This window comes from Brevundimonas sp. (assembly GCF_027484365.1).
In the GTDB taxonomy this organism is placed as follows: domain Bacteria; phylum Pseudomonadota; class Alphaproteobacteria; order Caulobacterales; family Caulobacteraceae; genus Brevundimonas.
In genome coordinates, this window is sequence record NZ_JAIXTC010000026.1 from 87,978 (window position 1) to 110,222 (window position 22,245).

Annotated in this window: 21 protein-coding genes and 2 tRNA genes; 12 read left to right on the plus strand and 11 right to left on the minus strand. The window is 67.9% G+C overall.

All coding sequences use genetic code 11. The annotated features are described in order from the left end of the window. Positions 1–6: 6 nt before the first annotated feature. Positions 7–576: a LemA family protein gene (locus Q0044_RS14380; RefSeq protein ID WP_298163145.1), complete on the minus strand. Its 570-nt coding sequence runs from the start codon at positions 574–576 to the stop codon at positions 7–9. Positions 577–1,032: 456 nt separating this feature from the next. Between Q0044_RS14380 and Q0044_RS14385 the strand changes: the two genes are divergently transcribed. The 3 genes from Q0044_RS14385 to dcm all read left to right on the plus strand — a co-directional run bounded on the left by Q0044_RS14385 (position 1,033) and on the right by dcm (position 4,182). After that, entirely contained in the window at positions 1,033–1,581 is a 549-nt protein-coding gene (locus tag Q0044_RS14385) for a hypothetical protein (protein ID WP_298163146.1), read from the plus strand. 112 nt (positions 1,582–1,693) lie between these two features. Further along, complete coding sequence (locus tag Q0044_RS14390; protein WP_298163147.1) at positions 1,694–2,770, plus strand: PA0069 family radical SAM protein; 1,077 nt, start codon at positions 1,694–1,696, stop codon at positions 2,768–2,770. Between the two features lie 266 nt (positions 2,771–3,036). Next, the gene (dcm, locus tag Q0044_RS14395) at positions 3,037–4,182 is read left to right on the plus strand and encodes a DNA cytosine methyltransferase (protein ID WP_298163148.1); all 1,146 of its coding nucleotides are present in this window, start codon (positions 3,037–3,039) and stop codon (positions 4,180–4,182) included. Here the strand turns inward: dcm and Q0044_RS14400 are convergent. Next, the gene (locus Q0044_RS14400) at positions 4,179–5,417 is read right to left on the minus strand and encodes a class I SAM-dependent RNA methyltransferase (protein WP_298163217.1); all 1,239 of its coding nucleotides are present in this window, start codon (positions 5,415–5,417) and stop codon (positions 4,179–4,181) included. The genes dcm and Q0044_RS14400 overlap by 4 nt on opposite strands. A gap of 204 nt (positions 5,418–5,621) precedes the next feature. Here Q0044_RS14400 and Q0044_RS14405 point away from each other — a divergent pair, with 204 nt between their 5' ends. After that, the gene (locus Q0044_RS14405) at positions 5,622–6,200 is read left to right on the plus strand and encodes a glycine zipper 2TM domain-containing protein (protein ID WP_298163149.1); all 579 of its coding nucleotides are present in this window, start codon (positions 5,622–5,624) and stop codon (positions 6,198–6,200) included. Positions 6,201–6,350: 150 nt separating this feature from the next. Here the strand turns inward: Q0044_RS14405 and Q0044_RS14410 are convergent, their stop codons facing one another. Together Q0044_RS14410 and Q0044_RS14415 are read right to left on the minus strand one after the other, a co-directional pair. Beyond that, complete coding sequence (locus Q0044_RS14410; protein ID WP_298163150.1) at positions 6,351–7,073, minus strand: TlyA family RNA methyltransferase; 723 nt, start codon at positions 7,071–7,073, stop codon at positions 6,351–6,353. Continuing rightward, positions 7,073–7,963: a LysR family transcriptional regulator gene (locus tag Q0044_RS14415; RefSeq protein WP_298163151.1), complete on the minus strand. Its 891-nt coding sequence runs from the start codon at positions 7,961–7,963 to the stop codon at positions 7,073–7,075. Before Q0044_RS14415 ends, Q0044_RS14410 begins: the two co-directional genes overlap by 1 nt. A gap of 127 nt (positions 7,964–8,090) precedes the next feature. On the opposite strand from Q0044_RS14415, the gene Q0044_RS14420 reads away from it, so the two are divergent. Further along, positions 8,091–8,651, plus strand: coding sequence for a carboxymuconolactone decarboxylase family protein (locus Q0044_RS14420; protein WP_298163152.1), 561 nt, complete (start codon positions 8,091–8,093; stop codon positions 8,649–8,651). Between the two features lie 71 nt (positions 8,652–8,722). Continuing rightward, a complete protein-coding gene (locus Q0044_RS14425; RefSeq protein ID WP_298163153.1) occupies positions 8,723–8,854 on the plus strand; it encodes a hypothetical protein in 132 nt (43 codons plus the stop codon). Here Q0044_RS14425 and Q0044_RS14430 read toward each other — a convergent pair. The 4 genes from Q0044_RS14430 to Q0044_RS14445 all read right to left on the minus strand — a co-directional run bounded on the left by Q0044_RS14430 (position 8,851) and on the right by Q0044_RS14445 (position 14,735). Further along, the gene (locus Q0044_RS14430; protein ID WP_298163154.1) at positions 8,851–11,628 is read right to left on the minus strand and encodes a valine--tRNA ligase; all 2,778 of its coding nucleotides are present in this window, start codon (positions 11,626–11,628) and stop codon (positions 8,851–8,853) included. The two genes, Q0044_RS14425 and Q0044_RS14430, sit on opposite strands and share 4 nt — an antisense overlap. Before the next feature lie 76 nt (positions 11,629–11,704). Next, entirely contained in the window at positions 11,705–12,286 is a 582-nt protein-coding gene (locus Q0044_RS14435; RefSeq protein ID WP_298163155.1) for a DUF2497 domain-containing protein, read from the minus strand. 159 nt (positions 12,287–12,445) lie between these two features. Continuing rightward, complete coding sequence (locus Q0044_RS14440; RefSeq protein WP_298163156.1) at positions 12,446–13,975, minus strand: TolC family outer membrane protein; 1,530 nt, start codon at positions 13,973–13,975, stop codon at positions 12,446–12,448. Between the two features lie 130 nt (positions 13,976–14,105). Beyond that, complete coding sequence (locus Q0044_RS14445; protein ID WP_298163157.1) at positions 14,106–14,735, minus strand: protein-L-isoaspartate O-methyltransferase family protein; 630 nt, start codon at positions 14,733–14,735, stop codon at positions 14,106–14,108. Positions 14,736–14,890: 155 nt separating this feature from the next. Between Q0044_RS14445 and Q0044_RS14450 the strand changes: the two genes are divergently transcribed. Further along, positions 14,891–14,964, plus strand: a tRNA-Cys gene (locus Q0044_RS14450). 234 nt (positions 14,965–15,198) lie between these two features. On the opposite strand, the gene Q0044_RS14455 is transcribed toward Q0044_RS14450, so the two are convergent. Beyond that, on the minus strand, positions 15,199–16,017 hold the full coding sequence (locus Q0044_RS14455) for a TrmH family RNA methyltransferase (RefSeq protein WP_298163158.1): 819 nt from the start codon (positions 16,015–16,017) through the stop codon (positions 15,199–15,201). A gap of 56 nt (positions 16,018–16,073) precedes the next feature. On the opposite strand from Q0044_RS14455, the gene Q0044_RS14460 reads away from it, so the two are divergent. The 3 genes from Q0044_RS14460 to Q0044_RS14470 all read left to right on the plus strand — a co-directional run bounded on the left by Q0044_RS14460 (position 16,074) and on the right by Q0044_RS14470 (position 18,807). After that, a tRNA-Asn gene (locus tag Q0044_RS14460) sits at positions 16,074–16,148 on the plus strand. 105 nt (positions 16,149–16,253) lie between these two features. Further along, positions 16,254–17,567: an Hsp70 family protein gene (locus Q0044_RS14465; protein ID WP_298163159.1), complete on the plus strand. Its 1,314-nt coding sequence runs from the start codon at positions 16,254–16,256 to the stop codon at positions 17,565–17,567. A 40-nt stretch (positions 17,568–17,607) separates the two neighbouring features. After that, positions 17,608–18,807, plus strand: a complete 1,200-nt coding sequence (locus tag Q0044_RS14470) for a winged helix-turn-helix domain-containing protein (protein ID WP_298163160.1) — start codon at positions 17,608–17,610, stop codon at positions 18,805–18,807. A 96-nt stretch (positions 18,808–18,903) separates the two neighbouring features. Here the strand turns inward: Q0044_RS14470 and Q0044_RS14475 are convergent, their stop codons facing one another. After that, positions 18,904–19,641 (minus strand): hypothetical protein, encoded by a 738-nt coding sequence (locus Q0044_RS14475; protein ID WP_298163161.1) that lies wholly within the window; start codon positions 19,639–19,641, stop codon positions 18,904–18,906. Positions 19,642–19,728: 87 nt separating this feature from the next. Between Q0044_RS14475 and Q0044_RS14480 the strand changes: the two genes are divergently transcribed. After that, the gene (locus Q0044_RS14480; RefSeq protein WP_298163162.1) at positions 19,729–20,334 is read left to right on the plus strand and encodes an LOG family protein; all 606 of its coding nucleotides are present in this window, start codon (positions 19,729–19,731) and stop codon (positions 20,332–20,334) included. A 129-nt stretch (positions 20,335–20,463) separates the two neighbouring features. Continuing rightward, positions 20,464–20,766: a DUF8200 family protein gene (locus Q0044_RS14485; RefSeq protein WP_298163163.1), complete on the plus strand. Its 303-nt coding sequence runs from the start codon at positions 20,464–20,466 to the stop codon at positions 20,764–20,766. A gap of 46 nt (positions 20,767–20,812) precedes the next feature. Here the strand turns inward: Q0044_RS14485 and gltX are convergent, their stop codons facing one another. Next, on the minus strand, positions 20,813–22,162 hold the full coding sequence (gene gltX, locus Q0044_RS14490) for a glutamate--tRNA ligase (RefSeq protein WP_298163164.1): 1,350 nt from the start codon (positions 22,160–22,162) through the stop codon (positions 20,813–20,815). Positions 22,163–22,245: the final 83 nt, after the last annotated feature.

The window sequence follows — 22,245 nt, forward strand, 5'->3', positions numbered from 1 at the left end:
GTGGACCTAGAACTTCACCGACGGAGGCGCAGCGGTCATCGCGGCGCGATCCGCGGCGTCCACCTGGAAGAAGGGCTTCTCGGTTCCGAACCCGAACATCCCGGCGAACAGGACGGTCGGGAACTGGGCCCGCACCGCATTGAACTCGGCCACGGCATTGTTGAAGAAGCGGCGAGCGGCGGCCAGCTTGTTCTCGATATCCGTCAGCTCGCGCTGCAGCTCGAGGAAGTTGGTGTTGGCCTTCAGGTCCGGATAGGCCTCGGCAACGGCGAACAGCTTGCCGAGGGCTCCGGTCAGCATGTTGTCGGCGGTCACCTTGTCGTCGACGGTCGTCGCCCCGGCGGCGGCGGCCCGCGCCCGGGTCACGGCGTCCAGCGTGCCCTGCTCGTGGGCGGCGTAACCCTTCACCGTCTCGACCAGGTTGGGGATCAGGTCGTTACGCTGCTTCAGCTGCACGTCGATGTCGGCGAACGACTGGTCCGCCTTCTGGTCCAGCGCGACCAGCCGGTTGTAGGCCCCCATGACCACGAAGATCAGGATGACGACGACGACGCCGATGACGATGAGTGTGATCATGACAGTTCCCCTGCGATGGCAGTGATTATCGCGCGAAGGGCGAGCCCCGGATAGTCAAATCGGCGACGGTCGGACGCTTAGGCTTCGCCGATCCGGGCATCTAGAAGCATTGCGATGACCTAGATTCTGCCATTAGGTCTCTCCATGGGGCGGATCATACTGACCATCTGCGGTGCTGCCTTGGCGTTGGGGCTTTTAGGAGCGTCGGCACCACAAGAAAAAGCTGCCGAACGGCCAGGGTCGCAGGCCGATCAGCCCAAAACAAACGCACAACCCGCCCTTCCAATGGACCCGCTCGCCGAACGCCTCGCCAAGGCATGCGAGCGAGGCCAAGACGACCGTTCCTCCGACTTGTGCGCGCAATGGAAGGCCGCTGATAGCGCTTACGAAGCGGCTGTCTGGACAAGACTGACTGCAATTCTCACAGCGATTGGGCTGATTGTGGGAGCTGTGACCATGATCGCAGCCATCTTTGCGGCGCTGTTCGCAAAAGACGCCGCAGGTCATACCAAACGAAGCGCCGACGCCGCTGAAAAGCAGTTGGCCTCCGCCGACCGACCGCATCTACTGCTGGATGAGGTAACATTTGGCCCACTCAGAGGCTTGGCGGACGGCCATTCCATCCCGTTGGCGCTCAAGTACACCAACCACGGGCGTGGGCCGGGCTGGATGCGGGAATGGGGGGTGAAGGTCGCTATGGGACCAAAAGACAAGGTCCCGGTCTTCTCGTTTGCCGAGGAGACTTTCAAGCCCTTCAAAGTCGCTTGGACGCTCAGCCCACAGGGCGGGTTTTGGACGCTTCACGCGTCACCAGATACGAATGTGCCGACCGACCCAGGCCAGATCGCTAAAGTCCGGGATGGCGAATGGGCAGCCTATGTCGGGCTCATGGTCCGCTACGCTGATGCCGAGCGCGTGGTCCACACCAATCTGACCGTGCTGGAATATGAACAGCGAAACGACAGATTGATACCGGTCGAGCATCCCTTCGCTCGCTACGATTGATCTGGCCACACCTACCGCGCTCGAAACACACCCAGATTCATGCGTTCGCGAGACGATGGACTGAGAGCTAATTGTTCTTGATTTGTTCTATTTCTCGCCATAGCCTCTCCTCATGTCTACCGCTCTCCAGCCGAAGAAGGGACGCGGCGCCCGCACCAACGCCACCGGCCGGTTCGAACCCGTCGTGCACGAGGATTTCGATGACGGCTGGACGGCGGAGGACGCGGTGCCGGCCCCGCTCCGGACCACCCTGACGCCCGAACACGCCCGCACGATCATCACCGCCAACACCAGTCCCGATGTCGGTTTCGACCGCTCGATCAACCCCTACAAAGGCTGCGAACATGGCTGCATCTACTGCTACGCCCGTCCATCCCATGCCTGGATGGGCCTATCCCCGGGCCTGGATTTCGAGAGCCGGCTCTTCTTCAAGCCCGAAGGACCGCGTCTCCTGGAACAGGAACTCGCGGCCCGGAAATATGTCTGCAAGCGCATCCACATAGGCGGCAACACCGACCCCTATCAGCCGGTCGAGCGCACGCAGAAGATCACGCGAGGCCTGCTGGAGGTCCTGCAACGGTTCAGTCAGCCCTTCTCCATCATCACCAAATCGAACCTGATCACCCGCGATGTGGACATTCTGGGCCCGATGGGCCGCGAGGGTCTGGCCAGCGCCTTCATCTCGATCACGACGCTGGACCGCGACCTCGCCCGCACCATGGAACCCCGCGCGGCGACGCCCGCCCGCCGCCTCGACGCGGTGAAGCGGCTGGCGGATGCCGGCGTTCCCGTCGGAGTCGGCTTCGCGCCGGTCATCCCCGGCCTCAACGACCACGAGCTCGAATCTGTGCTGGAGGCGGCGGCGAAGGCCGGGGCGACCTCGGCCATGTATGTGACGCTGCGGCTGCCGCTCGAGATCAAGACCCTCTTCGCCGAGTGGCTGGCCGACGCCCGCCCGGACCGCGCCGCCCGCGTCATGTCGCTCATCCGGCAGACTCGCGGCGGCAAGGATTACGACGCCGACTGGTCCCAGCGGATGAAGGGCACCGGCCCCGTCGCCGACCTGATCTCCGCCCGCTTCAAGGCGGCGGTGAAACGCTACGGCCTCGACGGGCCCAGACATGAGCTCGACGTGACGAAGTTCAGGGTGCCCGCCGACGCACGGGCGCAGCTGGAGCTGTTCGGTTAGGCTCCATTTTCGTCACCCTCCGGCAAGGCGGTCCCCGCTTCGCTACGCCGGAGGATGACGAAGAACGATCATACGCATCCGGCGAGTCCACACCTTGTTCGCAAGTGTAGTAAAGATTTAGCCACAAGATTCTGCAATAAAACAACTTCCTTGAATTGCACTCTCTGGACTCGGTCTTCCGGAGTGCAATCCACCGATGGACGCGACTCGCCCCCGTCGGCACCCTGACCCGATGTGCGATTCTCCCCACCCCGAGGCCTGAGCCCATGCCCGGCTTCTATGAGTTCTTCGCCGGAGGCGGCATGGTCCGGGCGGGCCTCGGCGCCGGCTGGGACTGCCTGTTCGCCAACGATTTCGACGCGCGCAAGGGCCTGACCTATCAGGCCAATTGGGGCACCGGCGGCGAACTGACCGTCGGCGACATCCGCGCCCTCGAAGCGGCCGCCCTCCCCGGCCGGCCCGACCTCGTCTGGGGAAGCTTCCCCTGTCAGGACCTGTCTCTCGCCGGGCATGGCGCGGGGCTCGCGGGTGAACGCTCGGGGACCTTCTACGCCTTCTGGGACCTCGTCCGCGGCCTGGCCGCAGACGGCCGCGCCCCCCGCCTCGTCGCCGTCGAAAACGTCTGCGGCGCCCTGACCTCGCGCAGCGGCGCCGATTTCGAGGCCATGGCCAGAACCTTCGTCGAGGCCGGCTACCGCTTCGGCGCCCTGGTCATCAACGCCGACCTGTTCGTGCCCCAGTCTCGCCCGCGCCTCTTCGTCATCGGAGTCCACGCCGGAGCGGCCATCGCCGCCGACCTGACCTCGCCCGGGCCCATAGCCCCCTTCCACACCCCGGCCGTCGTCCGCGCCGTCGACCGCCTGCCCGATGATTTGCGCACCTCCGCCCTCTGGTGGAACCTGCCCGCGCCGGAGCGCCGCATCTCGACCTTCGCCGACCTGATCGAGGACCGGCCCGACAGCGTCGCCTGGCATACCCCCGCCGAGACCGACCGCCTCCTGTCGCTGATGAGCCCGGTCAACCTCGCCAAGGTTCAGGCCGCCCGGCGGGCCGGGCGCCGCATGGTCGGGGGCGTCTACCGCCGCACGCGGGCCGACGCCGCAGGGGTCAAGACCCAGCGCGCCGAGGTCCGTTTCGACGATGTCGCCGGCTGTCTGCGCACCCCGTCCGGCGGCTCCAGCCGCCAGACCCTCCTCGTCGTCGACGGCCCCCGCACCCGCTCCCGCCTGATCTCGGCGCGCGAGACCGCCCGGCTCATGGGCCTGCCGGACAGCTACCTCCTGCCCCGCAGCTATACCGACGCCTATCACCTGACCGGCGACGGCGTCGTCGTCCCCGTCGCCCGCCATCTGGCCCGATACCTGTTCGAGCCGCTCGTCGGCGCGGCCAACGCCTCCGCCAAGGCAGCCTAGCGCCGGAACACGCCCACCAGTTCGACATGGGCCGACCACAGGAACTGGTCCACGGGCGTCACCGTCTCCAGCCGGAACCCCGCGTCGATCAGCACCCGCGCGTCCCGCGCGAATGTCTGCGGATTGCACGACACCCCGACCACGACCGAGGCCTTCGTGTCCTTGATCTGGGCCGTCTGATCGATGGCCCCGGCGCGCGGAGGGTCGAACACGATCGCCTCGCAGCCCTTGAGGTCGTAGGGGGACAGAGGCCGCCGGAACAGGTCGCGCGCCTCCGCCGTGATCTGTTTCATCCCCCTGGCCGAGCCGATCCCCTGTTTCAGCGCCGCGATCCCCGCCGCCGAGGCGTCCGCGGCCACCACGCTGGCCACGGTCGCCAGAGGGAAGGTGAAGGTCCCGGTCCCGCAGAACAGGTCCGCCACCTTCTTCGCCCCCTTCACCGCCGCCACCGCCCGCTGGACCATGGCCGCCTCGGCCTCCGGCACGGCCTGCAGGAAGCCCCCGGCCGGCAGGGGCACGGTCGCCGGGCCGAACTGGACCCGGGGCTGGCGCGCCATCATCAGGGTCTCGCCCGCCAGGCTGAGCCGGGCCACATCCGCCTCCCGCGCCGCCCGGATCGCCTGCATCTGCCGGTCCGCCGACAGGCCTCCGGACTTCCGCTCGACGCCCGTCACATCGACGTCCAGCCCGTCCAGCGTCCAGGTCACATGCAGGGTCGGGGCCGACTTCGGATGCTCCAGGAAGGCCGCCGCCACCTTGGCCAGAGCCGGGAAGGCCGCCACCAGCCGGGGATCCGCCACCGGACAGGTCGAGACCTCCACCAGCCTCCACGACTTGCGCGCCTTGAACCCCAGCACGACCCGTCCGTCTTCCAGCCTGCGCGCATGCAGGGCCAGCCGCCGCCTCGTGCCCGGCGGCACCGCCACGGTCGGCTCGACCTCGGTCTCGATCCGCTCGCGGGCCAGGGTCGACACCATGAGCTCCCGCTTCCAGTCCAGATAGGGTCCGTTCGCCCAGTGCTGCAGCGAACAGCCCCCGCAATCGCCATAGTGGGGCGACACCGGCGCAATCCGGTCGGGACTGGCCTCCAGGATCTCCGGCGCTTCCATCCGCCCGTCGATGACCTCGCCCCGCACGGTTTCGCCCGGCAGGGTCAGGGGCGCGAACACAGGTCCGGCGGGCGTGTGGGCCACGCCATCTCCCTGCCCGGCCACATGGGCGATCTTCAGCGTCATGGTCATCGGCGGCTTCTAGGGCCTGATCCGGAAAAGTGTGAGCGGTTTTCCGATCAGATCAGGCGCCGGCGAAAGAGGTCTGACGCCGATCCGAAACCTGAACGAAGATGAACGGCCCGCTCAAAACGCGTTCAGGTTGGCGGGCCCATAGATCAACCCAACAAGACGCCGGACCACCCCGGCGCCGAACAGGGGTTCTCTCTCATGACCGACTTCGTGAAATCCGCCGCTGTCGCCGCCGCCCTGGCCGCCGCCGCGACCCTCGTGCCCGCCGCCGCCTCGGCCCAGTCCTATGGCTATGGCAATGGCTACAATCAGGGCTACAGCCAGTCCTACGGCTCCAACAACCGCTATCAGGATCGCTGCCAGACCCTCGGTCAGGGCCGGACCGGAGCGGGCGCCCTGATCGGCTCAGGCGTCGGGGCCGTCGCCGGGTCGCAGATCGCCGCTCGCGGCAACCGCACCGAGGGCTCGATCATCGGCGGCCTGCTCGGCGCCATCGTCGGCTCCCAGGTCGGCCGTGCTTCGAACGACCAGTGCCGTTCGAACTCGACCTATTCGCAGGCCCCGACCTATTACAGCTCGAACGACCGCTACGACGACCGTGCCTACACCTCGAACCGGTACGACGACCGCGGCTATCGCGACGACTACCGCCGGGATGACCGCCGCGACGATCGGCGCGATGACCGTCGGAACGATCGCCGCTACGAGAACGGCTACGAGGTCAGCCCGGACGGCCACTACTATTTCGATCCGCGCCGCGGCTGGCTGCCGCGCTGATCGACCAGGTTCGCGACGTCGGTATTTTTCAGCCCCCCTGTCGATCGACGTCGTGACGGGCCGCCGGTGGAGCCATCCACCGGCGGCTTTTTCTTTGGCTGAAGGGTCGCTAACGCTCGCGACGCGGTCGCTCGCTGCTTGAGCGACGGGCTAGCGCCGCGCCCAGAGCAGGAACTCGATATTGCCGTCGCCCCCGGTGATGGGGCTTTCGGTCGTGGCCTGCACCTGCCAGCCGACGGTCGTCAGCCAGTCCGAGACCCGGCGGACCGCGTCCTGCTGAACCTCGGGATCCTTGACCACGCCCTTCTTGCCGACATCCTTCGGTCCATCGCCCTCGAACTGCGGTTTGACCAGGGCGATAAGGTCGGCGTCCTCCGCCGCAAGGTCCAGCGCGGCAGGCAAGACCTTGGCCAGACCGATGAAGCTGGCGTCGCAGACGACCAGACCCGGCGTTTCCGGGATCAACGCCCGGTCGAGCGTCCTCGCATCGGTCTTCTCGAGGTTCACGACGCGGGCATCGACCGAGACCTTCGGATGCAACTGCCCCTGGCCGACGTCGACCGCGAAGACCCTGGCCGCGCCACGCGCCAGACAGACCTCGGTGAAGCCGCCCGTCGAGGCGCCGATATCGAGCACGACGCGGCCCTGGACCGTCACAGGCCAGAGGGCCAGGGCGTGATCCAGCTTCAGCGCAGCGCGCCCGACGAAGCCATGAGCCTCCACCAGCGTCAGGACGGCATCCTCCGCCACATTTTGTGAGGCGGCGCGCGCCGGCCGCCCGTCGATCGTGACGCCCCCCGCCTCGATGGCCGCCCGTGCCCGGGCGCGGCTCTCGACCAGACCCCTGGCCACCAGAAGAACATCAAGACGCATCAGCGGTCATCCAGGGTCAGGCGCGGGGCCAGGTGGTCTAGAAACACCCGCGCCTTGCGGGGGAGTTCGCGATGGGTCCAGAGCGCCGTCAGATCCAGCGCCGGACCGGTCCAGCCGGGTGCAACCCGGACCAGCCGTCCGTTGACCACATCGGTCCGGACGGCGAATGACGGCATCATGGCGATCCCCGCCCCTGCCACAGCCAGCTCATGGACCACGGCGCCTGCAGCGGATGTCACGGGGCCGGACACCTCGAATGCGGTCACGCCTCCGGGCCCCGTCAGGGTCCAGCGCGACCCGGCCGTGGTTCCGGAGAAGACGATGGCCCGCCCCGCCAGCTGGTCCTCCAGGGACGCCTCGGGCCTGAGCGACGCCGCCACGCCCGGCGAGGCCACCAGCCACCGTTCATACGATCCCAGCCTTCGCCCCGTCATTCCGCTGTCGACCAGGGATCCGAGGCGCAGGATCAGATCCACGCCTTCGGCCACGGCGTCGATTCGCGCATCAGTCGCGGCCAGGTCCAGCCGGACCCGCGGCCAGGCTTCCAGAAACCCGGACACATGCGGGGCGACCTCCGCTGTGGCGAAGACGACCGAGGTCGAGACCCGCAACCGGCCCACGGGCTCCCGGTCGGCGCCGGCCGCCGCCTCCAGCAGGGCGACATCCTCGGCCAGCAGGCGCTGGGCCTGGTCATAGACTCGCTGGCCCGCCTCGGTGACCGAAAGCCGCCGTGTAGTCCGCAGCAGCAGCCGCGCGCCCAGATCGGTTTCCAGCGCGGCGATGGCCCGGCTGGTCGCGGGCTGGGACAGGCCGGCGTCGCGTCCGGCGCGCGAAAAGCTGCCGGTCTCGACCGCGCGGACGAACAGGCGAAGGGCGGACAGGCGATCCATCCCGCCTGTTTTCATGCGCTGGACGCATAAGTCAAAGACGATCTCCGCGGCTACTGGCAGGGACAGCGCCGGCGCATCTTTCTCTCCGACGACGCACCCCGCGTCTGCCAGATCAAGGAGACCGACCATGACCCAGTTCCCTGTCCACACCCTCGAATCCGCCCCCGAGGGCTCGCGCCCGTTCATCGCCGGCGCCAAGGCCGCCTTCGGCCTCGTGCCCAACCTCGTCGGCGAGTTCGCCGAGAGCCCGGCCGTGATCGAAGGCTATCTCGCCCTCGCCGGCGCCTATCAGAAGTCTGACCTGACGCCGCTGGAGCGCGAGGTCGTGCTGATCGCCGCCTCGGTCGAGAACGCCTGCCACTACTGCGTCGCCGCCCACACGACGGTCACCCAGGGCCAGCATCTGGACCAGACCGTGATCAACGCCGTCCGCAACGGCGGTCCGGTCGCCGATGCGAAGCTGGAAGCCCTGCGCGATTTCGCCACCCGCGTGGTGCGCGAGCGCGGCTGGGTCTCCGACGCTGACGTCAATCGCCTGATCGCGGCCGGTTACAGCGCCGGCAACGTCCTGGAAGTGGTGCTGGGCGTCGGCCTGAAGACCATCTCCAACTACGTCAACCACATCGCCGAAACGCCCGTGGACGCTGCCTTCCAGGCGAACGCCTTCGCCCCGAAGAAGGCCGCCTGACACCCGTCATCCCGCAATCCAGAGCCGGCGTCGGTCGAATTCCGACCGACGCCGCAGCCGGAGATCAAGCCATGCGCTTCCTGAACGCCGCCTTCGCCCTGACCCTCCTGGGCGCCCTCGTCCTGATCCTGCACGCCACCAGTCACGACACGCTGATCGCGGCCAGGTCGGTCAGCCCGAACATGCCGGCCATGATCGGCTAGAGGCTCTCCAGCCGGGCCAGGGCCACTTCCAGCCGCGCCTTGCCCGCCTCGGCCTCGGCCAGTTTGGCCCGCTGCTCGTCGATCACGGCCGGGGCCGCGCGCTCGACGAAGTTCGGGTTGCCCAGCTTCTTCATCACATGGCCGACGTCGCTCTCGAAGGCTGCGATCTCCTTCGTCAGGCGGACCCGTTCAGCCGCCAGGTCGATGATCCCGGCCAGCGACAGGGCCGCCGCCGATCCGCCGGACACGAAGGTCACGGCCCCGGCCGGCGCCGAATCCGCCGAGGCGACCTCGGACACCCGGGCGAGCGTCAGGATCAGGTCGCGGTGCCGCATCGCCCGGTCCGAGGTCGCCGCATCCGGTGCAACGAAGGTCAGAGGCGGCTTGGCGCCCGGCTGCACGTTCATCTCGGCGCGCAGACCGCGCACCTCTCCGACCAGATCGACCAACCAGCCGATCTCGGCCTCGGCCTCCGCGTCAATGAAGGCGTCCGGCAACACAGGCCAGGCGGCGCCGATCAGGGTCGGCTCGTTGCGCGGCGCGCCCTCCGTGCCGAGCTCGGCCCACAGCTCCTCGGTGATGAAGGGCATGACCGGATGCAGCAGCTTCAGGGTCTGGTCCAGCGTCCAGGCCGTCATGGCCCGCGTCTCGGCCTTGGCCGCCTCGTCCGAGCCCTGGAACACCGGCTTGGCCAGCTCCAGATACCAGTCGCAGAAGACGTTCCAGACGAACCTGTAGAGCGCCGACGCGGCGTCATCGAACCGCCCCCCCTCGATGGCCTCCGACACCGCGCGCTCGGTCTTGGTCAGCTCGCCGCGAACCCAGCGGTTGACGGTCTGTTCGACGGCGGCCGGATCGAAGCCCTCGACCCGCGCACATTCGTTCATCTGGCTGAACCGGGCCGCGTTCCACAGCTTGGTGCCGAAGTTGCGATAGCCCTCGATCCGCTGCTTCGACAGCTTGATGTCGCGCGTGCCCGACAGGATGGCCATGGTGAAGCGCAGGGGATCGGCCCCCAGCTCGTCGATGATCACCAGGGGGTCGATCACGTTCCCCTTGGACTTGCTCATCTTCTGGCCCTTCTCGTCGCGTACGAGGCCATTGATGATGACGCGTTTGAACGGGACCTCGTCCATGAAGTGCAGGCCCATCATCATCATCCGGGCGACCCAGAAGAAGATGATGTCCGCCGCCGTGACGAGGTCCGAGGTCGGATAGAACCGCTCCAGATCCTCCGTCTTCTCCGGCCAGCCCATGGTCGAGAAGGGCCACAAAGCCGAGGAGAACCAGGTGTCGAGAACATCCTCGTCCTGGGTCAGGGCCTTGCCGCCCGCCTGTTCGACGGCTTCCGCCTCGGTCTCGGCGACATAGATGTTTCCGTCGGCGTCATACCAGGCCGGGATGCGGTGACCCCACCAGAGCTGGCGGCTGATGCACCAGGGCTCGATGTTGCGCAGCCATTCGAAATAGATCTTCTCGTACGACTTCGGCTCGAACACCGTGTCGCCCTGCTCCACCGCCCTCAGGGCCGGCTGGGCCAGGGTGTGGGCGTCGACGTACCACTGGTCCGTCAGCCACGGTTCGATGACGACGCCGGAGCGGTCGCCGTGCGGCACGACATGCCGGGTCTTCTCGATCTCCTTCAGCCAGCCCTCGGCCTCGGCGCGGGCGACGATGGCCTTGCGTGCGGCGAAGCGGTCGAGTCCCTGAAGGTCCACAGGGATACTGTCCACGACCTCAAGAACATCAAGGTCTTCCAGCGAGTTGCCGTCAGCATCGACACCTTTGAAGGCCGCGCCGTGATCGAGGATGCGGCCGAACGCATCCATCACATTGATGGCGCGCAGGCCCGCCCGCTTCCCGACCTGGAAGTCGTTGAAGTCGTGCGCCGGGGTGATCTTCACCGCGCCGGAGCCCTTAGTCGGGTCGGCATAGTCGTCGGCGACGATGGGGATGCGGCGGCCGGTGATCGGCAAGATCACCGACTGGCCGACGATAGAGGCATACCGTTCGTCGCCCGGATGCACCGCCACCCCGGTATCGCCCAGCATGGTCTCCGGCCTTGTCGTCGCCACGACGATGAAGTCACGCGTCTCCCACTCCGTCGCCTTGCCGTCCTCATCGAAGGCGACGGGATGCTCGTAGGTGACGCCGTCCGCCAGCGGATAGGCGAAATGCCAGTAGGCACCCTCGACCTCGCGCTGCTCGACCTCCAGATCCGAGATGGCCGTCTGGAACTGCGGGTCCCAGTTCACCAGCCGCTTGTCGCGATAGATCAGCCCTTCCTGATGCAGCTTGACGAAGACCTTGCGGACGGCGGCGTTCAGTCCCTCGTCGAGGGTGAACCGCTCACGCGACCAGTCGCAGGAGGCGCCGAGGCGACGCAGCTGCTGGACAATGGTCCCGCCAGATTCTGCCTTCCACTCCCAGATCTTCTCGACGAAGGCCTCGCGGCCCATCTCGCGGCGTCCGACATTGCCCGCGGCCGCCAGCTGGCGCTCGACCACCATCTGCGTCGCGATCCCGGCGTGGTCCGTGCCCGGCAGCCACAGCACCGCCTTGCCCTGCATCCGGTGATAGCGGGCCAGGATGTCCTGCAGGGTGTTGTTTAGCGCATGGCCGATGTGCAGCGATCCCGTCACGTTCGGCGGCGGGATGACGATCGAATAGGCCTCGGCCGCGCCATCGGTCTTCGGCGCGAAGGCTCCCGAGGCCTCCCACTGGGCATAGAGGCGGGGTTCGGCGGCAGTGGGATCGAAGGTCTTGTCGAGCATTGGGAGGTCCGGAAATGCGAAGGGGCGGCCCGTGAGAGCCGCCCCTGCTGGTCATAGTCGCCGGTGGCGAGCGGGGCTAGCCCGCGCTGCGGGCGATGCGTTCGACTTCCTTGCGTACCGCCGCCTCGACGATGCCGGGCAGGTTGGCGTCGAGCCAGTCTTTCAGCATCGGGCGCAGCAGGCTGCGGGCGAGGTCGTCGATCGTCGGGCCGACGCCGCCGGTCGGAACCGGCTCAGGCTGACGGAAGGCGGCTGACAGGCCCGCGAAGGCCGAGGCGGACGCCGCCGCCGCGCTGTCGCCGACCAGCGAGTCATAGGGCTCGGCCGGGGTGCTGGGGGCTGGACGCTCCGGCTCCGTGAAAGAGGTCGGGAAGGGCTCGGGTTCCGGGTCGGCCGGGGCCGTCACGTCCAGGTCGCCGATGGTCTCTGCAGCCGGGGCCTCGTAACGATCGGTCAGGTCGAGGATCTCTTCCTCTTCTTCTTCCGGTTCCGGCTCAGGGACCGGGGGCGCCGCATCCATCACGACCGGCGCGGGTTCCGGCTCGGGCTCGGGCGCCGGCGTCGCTTCAGCCGCAGGGGCGTCGTCTTCAGAGATAATCCGGCGGATGGACGCCAGGATCTCTTCCATCGTCGGTTCTTGGGCGGTGGTGTCGGTCATATTCGGGCCTTCGAAGAACCTGCGCCGGCCGCCTTGGGCCCACGCGTGACGAACGAGTTATATCGGAGCCTGCGCTCAGCCCTGCCCCAAATCATTTCGTCGCACCAACGCCCTTTGGAATCAACGGGCGTTTTCGCCTGATTGGTTAATCCGCCGACGTCAGTTTGAGTTCGGCGCGGTCCGAACGATCTCACCGTCAAGCTGGGTGTCGATCGGCGCATTCTCCGTCTCGTTGGCCGGCGTGATCGCCGGCGCGGCGATGCGATCGAGCGTCTCGACCAGACCATCCCACGGCACGGCGCCGCGCAGCCGGACGCGTCCGGCGTTCACGGCCGGATCATAGATCTCGATCGCGGGATTCAGGTCCTCGCCGCTCAGCCGACCCATGGAAGTCAGCAGCGACGCCTGGGCGACGTAGAGATTGCGCTTGGCCACGGCCAGGTTGATCTCGGCGTTGCGCAGCTCCAGCTCGCCGTTCAGTACGTCGAGGGTGGTGCGCAGACCGACCTGCTGCTCCTGACGGACCCCCTCGGCAGCCACGCGTGCGGCGCTGACGCCCGCGACGCCCGCTTCCAGCTGCGAACGGTTCGAGACGACCTGGGCATAGGCGCTCGAGACGCCCTGCAGGACGGACCGCTTCTGGCGATCGATCTCGATCTTGGCGGCGTTGGCCTGTTCCAGGGCCTGGGCGACGCGGGAGCTGTTCAGACCGCCGGTGAAGAGCGGCACCGACAGGCTGACGCCGGCCTGGAAGGTGTTGGTCCGGTCCGACAGATCGAAGCCGTTGACGGGCGTCGAACCGCCATAGGAACTCGAAAGACCCACGGAAGGTAGATAGGCCGAACGGGCCTGGGCGTGACGGGCCTCGGCTTCCTGCAGCTGGTACTCGGCCGCCAGCAGGTTGGGGTTCTCGGCAAGCCCGATGTCGAGGGCGGCGTCGAAATCGGTCGGCACACCCGGCAGGGGCGGCGGCGCTTCCAGATTGGTCGGGGCCTGGCCGACGACCGCGGCATAGGAGGCGCGCGAAACGGACAGCTGGGCCTGGGCGCCGGCGAGGTCGGCTTCGGACTGGGCCAGACGGGCCTCCGACTGGGACACGTCGGTGCGGGTGATCTCCCCAACCTCGAAGCGCGCGTTCGATTCGTCGAGCTGGCGACGCAGAACGGCAAGGTTGGCTTCGCGGATGCGCAGGATTTCGACGTCGCGCTGCACGTCGACATAGGCCTGGATCACAGCGCCCAGGACCTGCTGCTCGATGCTGCGCAGGGATTCGCGGCCGCTCAGAACCGACGCCTCTGCGGCGTCGATGCCGCGCGCGATCCGACCACCCGAATAGAGGGTCTGGTCCACGCCGATGCTGGCGCCGATCGAATCGGTTTCGCTCGTGCTGCGCGAGGCGGGAATGTCGTCGACGCCGTCGCCATTGAGGTCGATCCCGGCGACAGGCTGGTCGCGGTGGGTATAGCTGGCCGAGCCGCTGACGGACAGCGTCGGGCGCAGGCCGGCGCGGGCCTGGGGCACCGCTTCGTCCAGAGCACGCTGCTGGGCGCGCTGACCCTGAAGGGTCGGATTGGTGCGGTAGGCCAGGGCAATGGCCTCCTGCAGGGTTTCGGCCCACGCAGGCGCGGCCAGACCCGCGGTAACGGCGATCAGGGCGACGGAGGCGAGTGCGCGCGAGCGTTTGAACATGACAGTATCCCGATGGGCGTCGTGGACGGCGCCGAAATCTCTTCGCAGGCCTAGTGCGTGACCGACTACAGCTACGCCAGTTAAGTTTTTTTCACGCGACCGCCAGCCGATTGCATCGAAACCGCGGCAATCAGAGGGCGAATGCGGGCGCCGGTGTCATTTCGGCCAGCACCGGCGGGGCCGCGTCGAAAAGTTCGCGGCGCGACACGCCCTCGCGACCCTTCACATAGAGGACCGCCCGCCCGTTCGGGCCAGGACGCTCGACCACCGCCAGACGGCCGCCAACACGCAGCGCCGCCAGCCACGCCGTCGGCCGAACGGCGACCGCGCCTTCGGAGACGATGATGTCCCAGTCCTGCCCGGCAGGTTGCGACAGGGGCGCGACGGCGGAGGCGACGCCGGCCTCGGCAAGAGCCGGTCCGACCACGTCGAGCACGGACGCCTCGGATTCCTGGGCCGTCACGGAGAGCTTCATCGCGGCCAGGACGGCGGCCGCATAGGGGCCGGCGATCGCCAGGGCGGTCTCGCCCTCACGGGCATCCAGCGCCTGAATCAGCTTTGAGACTTCGCGGGCCTGCATCAGCCGGCGACCCGCCGCGATCTCGACCTCGACCTCGCCATAGGCGGCGAAGGCCTGGTCCGGGGCGCAATAGCGTTCGCGCGGCACGGTCATCAGGGCGGCCTGGAGCGTGCGGTCGGTGACGTCATTCACCCGGACCTGGGAGTCCACCATGACTTTGCGAGCGGCGGCGTAATCCATGTGACGCGGAATCCCTGAATCGAAAGCGACCGGCCGGGCCGGAAATCTGCCGCGCTTATAGGTCCGTGCGTGTCCTGCGACAATCGCGTTGCAGCCACGGACCCGATCTGATAGCGAACGCCCCTCGCGATCTGGGGGCTTTTACAAACCCCTATGGCCTGATGGCGGAGTGGTGACGCAGAGGACTGCAAATCCTTGCACCCGGGTTCGATTCCCGGTCAGGCCTCCATCGCGATCTCATCGAGATCGATGATGAAAATCAGATCGGCGCGGTCATCCAGCCGATCGCGCCGGCGCCGCCGACAGCCGCCGCCACGACACCGATCGCGACCGCGATCCGCACATTGCGGCTCATGAACCCCAGAATAGCAGCCATGTCGTCCTCCCCGGACGTCCATAGCGACACGGAAAGCGACGTTCATCAAGGTGTATGAAGCGTTAACACGCTGAAATCACGCCGCTGTCAGCGAACCGTCACCGACGTGACCTGATAGAGGGCCAGGGCGCTGGTTACGGCGACGTTCAGGGAATCGAAGCCGCCCGCCATCGGGATGCCCACCGTCCTCACACGCGCCATAATCTCCGACGGCAGCCCCGGCCCTTCCGACCCGACCAGAATGGCCCTGCGCCCGCCCGCCGCCAGACCGGACAGTGGCTCCGTCGCGCCGGGCGACAAGGCGATCACCTGGAACCGGGCCGCCTGCAGGGCCACGATCAGATGGTCCAGCGAGGCGGCGCCGGCGCCCGGTGTCCTCAGAACGGCCCCGACCGACACCCGGATCGCCTTGCGATAGAAGGGATCGCAGCAGCGCTCGTCCCTCAGCACCGCCGCCGCACCGAAGGCCGCGGCGTTCCGGAAAAGCCCGCCCATATTGTCGTGATTGCCGATCCCGGCGCAGGCCAGGACGACACAGTCCTCCGGCAGGTCGGCGAGGACCGCCTCGACCGGTCGTTCGACCGGCTTCTCGCCGAGCGCCAGCAGACCGCGGTGCAGGGGAAAGCCGGCGATGGCGTCCATGACCGCCTGGGAGGCCGCATAGACGGGCGTCTCGGGGCCCGCCGCCGCGATCAGGTCCTTCTGGGCCTCAAGCCGATTCGCCGCGATGAGCAGCGACCGCGCCCGGCACAGGGACGCGGGCGACAGAAGGGTGCGGATCACCACCTCCCCCTCCGCCACGAACAGTCCTTCGCGTCCCGTCAGGTCGCGCTCGCGGATATCGCGATAGGCGGCCACGCGGGGATCCGAGGGGTCGTCGATGAACTGAACGCTGTTGGCTGACATTTCCCGTTGCACAATCAAGAAGGCCGCTGCTATAGGCCCGCCTCCCGAGCCCCTGTTCCGCGGTAGCTCAGTGGTAGAGCAGCCGACTGTTAATCGGCTGGTCGTAGGTTCGAATCCTACCCGCGGAGCCACTCGGCGCTTTAGCCCGATTTCGAGACGGCGCTACCGCCTTTCTGGCGGACACACAGGCAAGGCAGACCATCAGCGCCGTCCCGGCCGCAACCGAGGCTTGGCTCATGATTTCGCGCCCCGCGACGATCGGCATCGACTTCGGCACCACCAATACGGTCGTGGCTCTCTCTGGCGAAGACGGCGAGGCCATCGTGGTGCGGTTCGAGGCGCCGGGCGGTGAGGTCGCCACCTTCCGGTCGACATTGAGCTTCCAGCTACACCCCGGTCCGGGCGGCTCGACGCCCGAGCGTGTCGTCGAGGCCGGCCCCTGGGCCATCGAGGCCTATGTCGAGGATCCGCTCGACACCCGCTTCATCCAGTCGTTCAAGACATTCGCCGCCAGCGCCGCCTTCACCGAGACGGTCATCGACAACCGTCGCTACGGGTTCGAGGATCTGCTGGCGGCCTTTCTTCTGCGCCTCCGTCACCATGCAGGTGCCCCCATGGACGTCCTGCCGCCCCGCGTCATCGTCGGGCGGCCGGTGACCTTCGCCGGCGGATCGCCGGACGCGGATCTGGCCTTGCAGCGGTACCAGACCGCCTTCGCCCGGCTGGGCTTCACCGACATCCGCTATGCCTACGAACCCATCGGCGCAGCCTTCTTCTTCGCCCGCAATCTGACCGAACCGGCCACCGTTCTCGTCGCCGACTTCGGCGGCGGCACCAGTGACTTCTCCATCGTCCGCTTCGAGCCCTCGCCCGAGGGCCTTCGATCGACCCCGCTGGCGCGCTCTGGCGTGGGCGTGGCCGGCGACGCCTTCGACTACCGGATCATCGACCAGTTGGTCTCGCCGACCCTGGGCAAGGGCGGGTCCTACCGGACGTTCGGAAAGGTTCTGCCAATCCCGCAACGCTACTTCGCCGCTTTCGCCCGCTGGGACCAGCTGGCCCTGTTGCGCGCCTCGCGCGACATGAAGGACATCCGCGCCCTGGCCCGCACCGCCGTGGAGCCGGACAAGGTCTGCCGTCTGATCGAGGTGCTCGACGACAACCACGGCTATGCCCTCTACCAGGCGGTCTCGCTCCTCAAGACGGACCTGTCGGCCGAGGAGACCGCGACCTTCGTCTTCGAGGCCGGGTCGATCCGGCTTGAGGCGGCCGTCGCCCGGTCGGAGTTCGAAGCCTGGATCGCGCCGGAGCTGGCCGCCATCGAGGGCGCGGTCGACCAGGCCATCGATCAGGCCGGTCTGCGGCCGGACGAAATCAACCGGGTCTTCCTGACCGGCGGCACCTCCTTCGTTCCGGCGGTGCGGGACATCTTCCACCGCCGTTTCGACTCCACAAAGATCGAGACCGGCGGCGAGTTCGAATCGATCGCCTCGGGACTGGCCCTGATCGGGCGGGAAACGGACCTCGATCTCTGGACGGAGCGCCGCTGACGAGACTCCCCCGGGATCGCCCTTTAGGGTCGGGGCGGACATGACCGAACAGATCTCGCCCGCCCTCGCCCGACGCATGGCCCTGGCCGCCCAGGGTTTCGGCAGACCCCGCCCCCCGACGGCAGGCAGCCGCCAGTTCCGCGACACGGCCCGGCGGCTGGGTGTGATCCAGATCGACAGCGTCAACGTCGTCAGCCGCACCCACTATCTGCCGGCCTTCTCACGCCTCGGCGACTATCCGCGCGCGCTGCTGGAAGCCGAGGCCTGGGGCAAAAGGCCGTCGCTGTTCGAATACTGGGGTCACGAGGCCTCGCTGATGCCTCTGGAGATCCAGCCCCTGATGCGCTGGCGGATGGAGCGGGCGCGCGACGGCCACGGCATCTGGACCGGCCTCAACCGCTTCGGCCGCGAACGCCGCGACTATATCGACGGCGTCCTGACTGAAATCGAACGGCGCGGCCCCGTCACGGGCGCCGACTTCGCTGCCGGCCCGCGGGGCAAGCCCGGCTGGTGGGAGTGGTCGGACGGCAAGCGCGCCCTGGAATGGCTGTTCTGGGCCGGGCTGATCACGACCAGGACCCGGCGGGGCTTCGAGCGGGTCTATGACCTCACCGAGCGCGTCATCCCCTCCGCGATTCGGGACCTGCCGACCCCGACCGAGGCCGACGCCCAGCGGGCTCTGGTCCGGATCGCCGCCGCCGCCATGGGCGTCGCCACAACCGCCGACCTGCGCGACTATTTCCGCCTGCCGCTTCAGGACGCGCGAGACCGCGTCGCCGAACTGGTCGAGGAAGGCGATCTGGCCCCGGTCGTCGTGCCGGGCTGGAAAGGCGCCGCCTGGATCGCACCCGACGCCCGCAGGCCGCGCAGGATTCAGGGCGCCGCCCTCCTCTCCCCCTTCGACAACCTGATCTGGTTTCGCGACCGGTCCGAGCGGCTGTTCGACGTCCGCATCCGGCTGGAGATCTACACCCCGGCGCACAAGCGGGCGCACGGCTACTATGTCCTGCCCTTCCTCGAGGATGAGGCGGTCACGGCACGGGTCGATCTGAAGGCCGATCGTCAGGCCGGAGCCCTGCTGGTCCAGGCCGCCTGGCGCGAGCCGCTCGCGACACCCGAGACAGCCGCACGACTGGCTACGGAACTCGTCGGTATGGCGGGCTGGTTGGGTCTCGGCCGCGTCGCGGTCAAGCCGCGCGGTGACCTGGCGCCCGACCTGTCCGACGCCCTGCCGGGTTGATGCACAAGAAAAAGCCCGACGCGGACGCCGGGCTGAAGAAGTTCGGTGATGGTGGGTGTCCTCGAAGAGAACACACCAACGGTTGGCGTGAACCGGTTAACGAACCGTTGCCGGCTTGTCGGGGAACCAGGTTGACTGACGACCGCCGCCAGGACTCGACCAGGCGATGCTCCAGCCCGCTCCCGAGCGTCGCAATGTATCGGTCGTCGCGGCCCCGCCCGGAGCCGGCGCATAGGCGGTTCCGTCGACCGTGATCGGCGATGTGCCGTCCCCGGAGCCCGCAAGCCGCCAGCGCCCCTGGGCGTCCGCCCTCACCGTGCGCTGGACGTCCCCCGCGATGACGACCTCGGTCCCGCTCGGCGCCCGTCCGGAGACGAAAGCCGCCCGTCCGTCGGTGTCTACGGCGTCCAGACCTGACCCGGCGTCGAGCCGCTGCGTCGGTGCGCCAATGGCCAGGAGAGCGATTGGCGACGAGGGGTCCGCACCGATCAGCAGACGGTAGGGCGCGGGAAACCCGGCCTGACCGACGCGCGCCTCCACGAGGAAAAGCATGTCCTGCGCCGGTCGCGGCACCCGCAACTCGAACCGTCCCTCTGCATCCGCCCCCACGGCATAGGCCAGATCGCCCGCGCCGCTGACCACAACGCGGCCCAGCGGCGACGCCTGCCCTCGCACGATCAGTTCACTCCCGCTTGAGGCGACCCCGTCGATCTCGGGCGGCATGACCCAGCCCGACTCCTGCGTCGTCTCGGCAGCCGGCGCGGTCTGGTCGCTGCAGGCCGAACCGGCCAGGGCGGCAAGCACGGCCAATGTCGATGCGATCGGTCGTTTCATCCTGTCCGTCGGGTCTGTAGGACTGTTCGTCCAGATAGACCGGCGCGATCGGCCTGTCTCCAACCTTGCGCTTCGTCCCGAGGGTTCATGTCGGCGTCCATTCCCACCATCGCTCCGTTCGAAGGCCACTCGGTCTGCCTCTTCTGCGGCTCTTCCGACGCCGCCGATCCCGTCTACACCCGGGCCGCCGCCGAATTCGGCGCGGCGACGGCGCGCGAGGGCTGGAGGCTGGTCTACGGCGGCGGCGGCGTGGGCCTGATGGGCGCGTCGGCCCGCGCGGCGCACGAGGCCGGCGGCCGGGTTGTCGGCATCATGCCCGCCTTCCTGCGCAGCCGCGAACGTCTGTTCGACGAGGTCGAAACCATCGTCGTCACCTCGATGCACGAGCGCAAGCAGCTCATGTATGACCAGTCAGACGCTTTCGTGGTCGCACCCGGCGGTATCGGCACTCTGGAGGAGGTCGTGGAACTGCTGTCCTGGAAGCGACTGGACCTGCACGGCAAGCCGGTGATTTTCCTCAATATCGGCGGCTTCTGGGAGACGTTCTTCGCCCTCATGCGCCAGAGCGTGGAGACGGGCTTCACCCCGGCGTCCTTCCTTCAGGCCTGGACGGTCTGCGACACGGTCGAGGCGGCGATCCTGGCGATGCGACATGCTGACGCTTCGCCGGCCTTGAAACATGACCGACGATAAGTAATCATTGGTAAGTCAGCGCCTCAGTCCGTTCTTTTTGAAAACTGGATTGACAGTTTTTAAAAACAACTCACTATGCCGGTGCTGATGCTGGATCGCCTCGGTCCGCCCTTGCCCCGGAGTCTCCCCATGCGCGCCGTCCTCCCCCTGCTCGCCCTCTGCGCCGCCTTCGCCGGCGCACCCGCAATCGCCCAGTCGACCGCACCGACCCGCCTGGTCCTGGCTGACGCCTCGCGCGTTCCTGCCCGCGCCACCATCATCGACGGCGCCAGCTGGCGTTGCGAAGGCCAGACCTGCACCGCTTCGGGGGGCGCCGATCAACCTGCCCCACGCGCCTGCCGACGGGTCGCCGCCCGTCTTGGGCCGGTGACGGAATTCTCATGGAAGGGCACGGCCCTGTCGGCAGAACAACTGGCCGCCTGCAACGCCTAGAATGCAAAAGGGGCGGTCCACCGGACCGCCCCTTTTCATTTCCGCCCTAGGCGATTTCGCCCCTGAGCCGCTTCTCGATCCGTTCGCGTCCGATCAGCGGCACGATCGTCGCCATGTCCGGCCCGTGCGGCTGGCCCGTCAGGATATGACGGAGCGGCATGAACAGGGCCTTGCCCTTGGCCCCCGTGGTTTCCTTGACCGCATTGGTCCAGGCCGACCATGCGCCCGCGTCGATGACCTCGGGCAGCACGGCCAGCGCCGCCGCCGCGAAGGCCGGATCCTCGATCACCGGCGTGACCGGCCCCCGTACCATCCGAGCCAGATCGACGACGTCGGCGAACTTCGTCAGATTGGCCCGCACCCCGTCCCAGAAGGTTTCGCCGAGATCACAGTCCAGCGCCTCCAGCCGCGCCTTCGCCGTCGCATAGGGCATGGCGTGCAGGGCCTGGGCGTTGAGCCGGTCCAGATCCTCGGTGTCGTAGCGGGCCGGCGACCGGCCCATCTTGTCGAAGCTGAAGCCGAGGCCCAGGGCATGGATATCGGCGGCGACTTCCAGCGGATCCGACGTGCCGATCCGGCCCAGATGGCTGGTGATGGCGATCGGCTCATAGCCCTGGTCCCGCATCTCGGCGACCGACAGGGATCCGAGACGCTTCGACAGCGCAGCCCCGTCGGCCCCGACCAGCAGCGGCATGTGGGCGAAGTTCGGCACCGTCGTTCCGAGGCCCGCTGCGATCAGGGCTTCAAAAATCTCGATCTGGGCGCCGGTGTTGGTGGTATGATCCTCGCCCCGGATGACGTGGGTGATCCCCATGTCGATGTCGTCGACGACCGACGGCAGGGTGTAGAGGTAGAGCCCGTCCTCGCGGATCAGCACCGGGTCCGACATCGAGGCCGTGTCCACCTCGGCATGACCGCGCGACAGGTCCTCCCAGGCCACGCGGCGGCCGTCCAGCTTGAAACGCCAGTGCGGCTTCCGGCCCTCGGCCTCGAACGCGGCCTTCTCTTCGTCCGTCAGCGCGAGGGCGGCGCGGTCATAGATCGGCGGCAGTCCGCGCGACAGCTGCACCTTGCGACGGCGGTCCAGCTCTTCCGATGTATCGTAGGCAGGATACAGGCGCCCGGCCGCCTTCAACCGCTCGGCCGCGTCGTCATATCGGTCGAACCGCTTCGACTGGTTGTACCGCTCGTCCCACAGCAGGCCGAGCCAGGTCAGGTCGTCCTCGATCCCCTGCTCGAACTCCGGCGTCGAACGGGCCAGGTCGGTGTCGTCGATGCGCAGGACGAACGAGCCACCCTGGCCCTTGGCGAACATCCAGTTGACCAGGGCGGTGCGGACGTTGCCGACATGCAGCTTGCCGGTGGGCGACGGGGCGAAACGGACCTTGACGGACATGGGACAGCGAGACCTTGAAAGCGAGGCGCGTAGGTCGGTCACGCGTCGTCCCAAGTCAAGGACGGCGGCGGACGGGCCCTTCG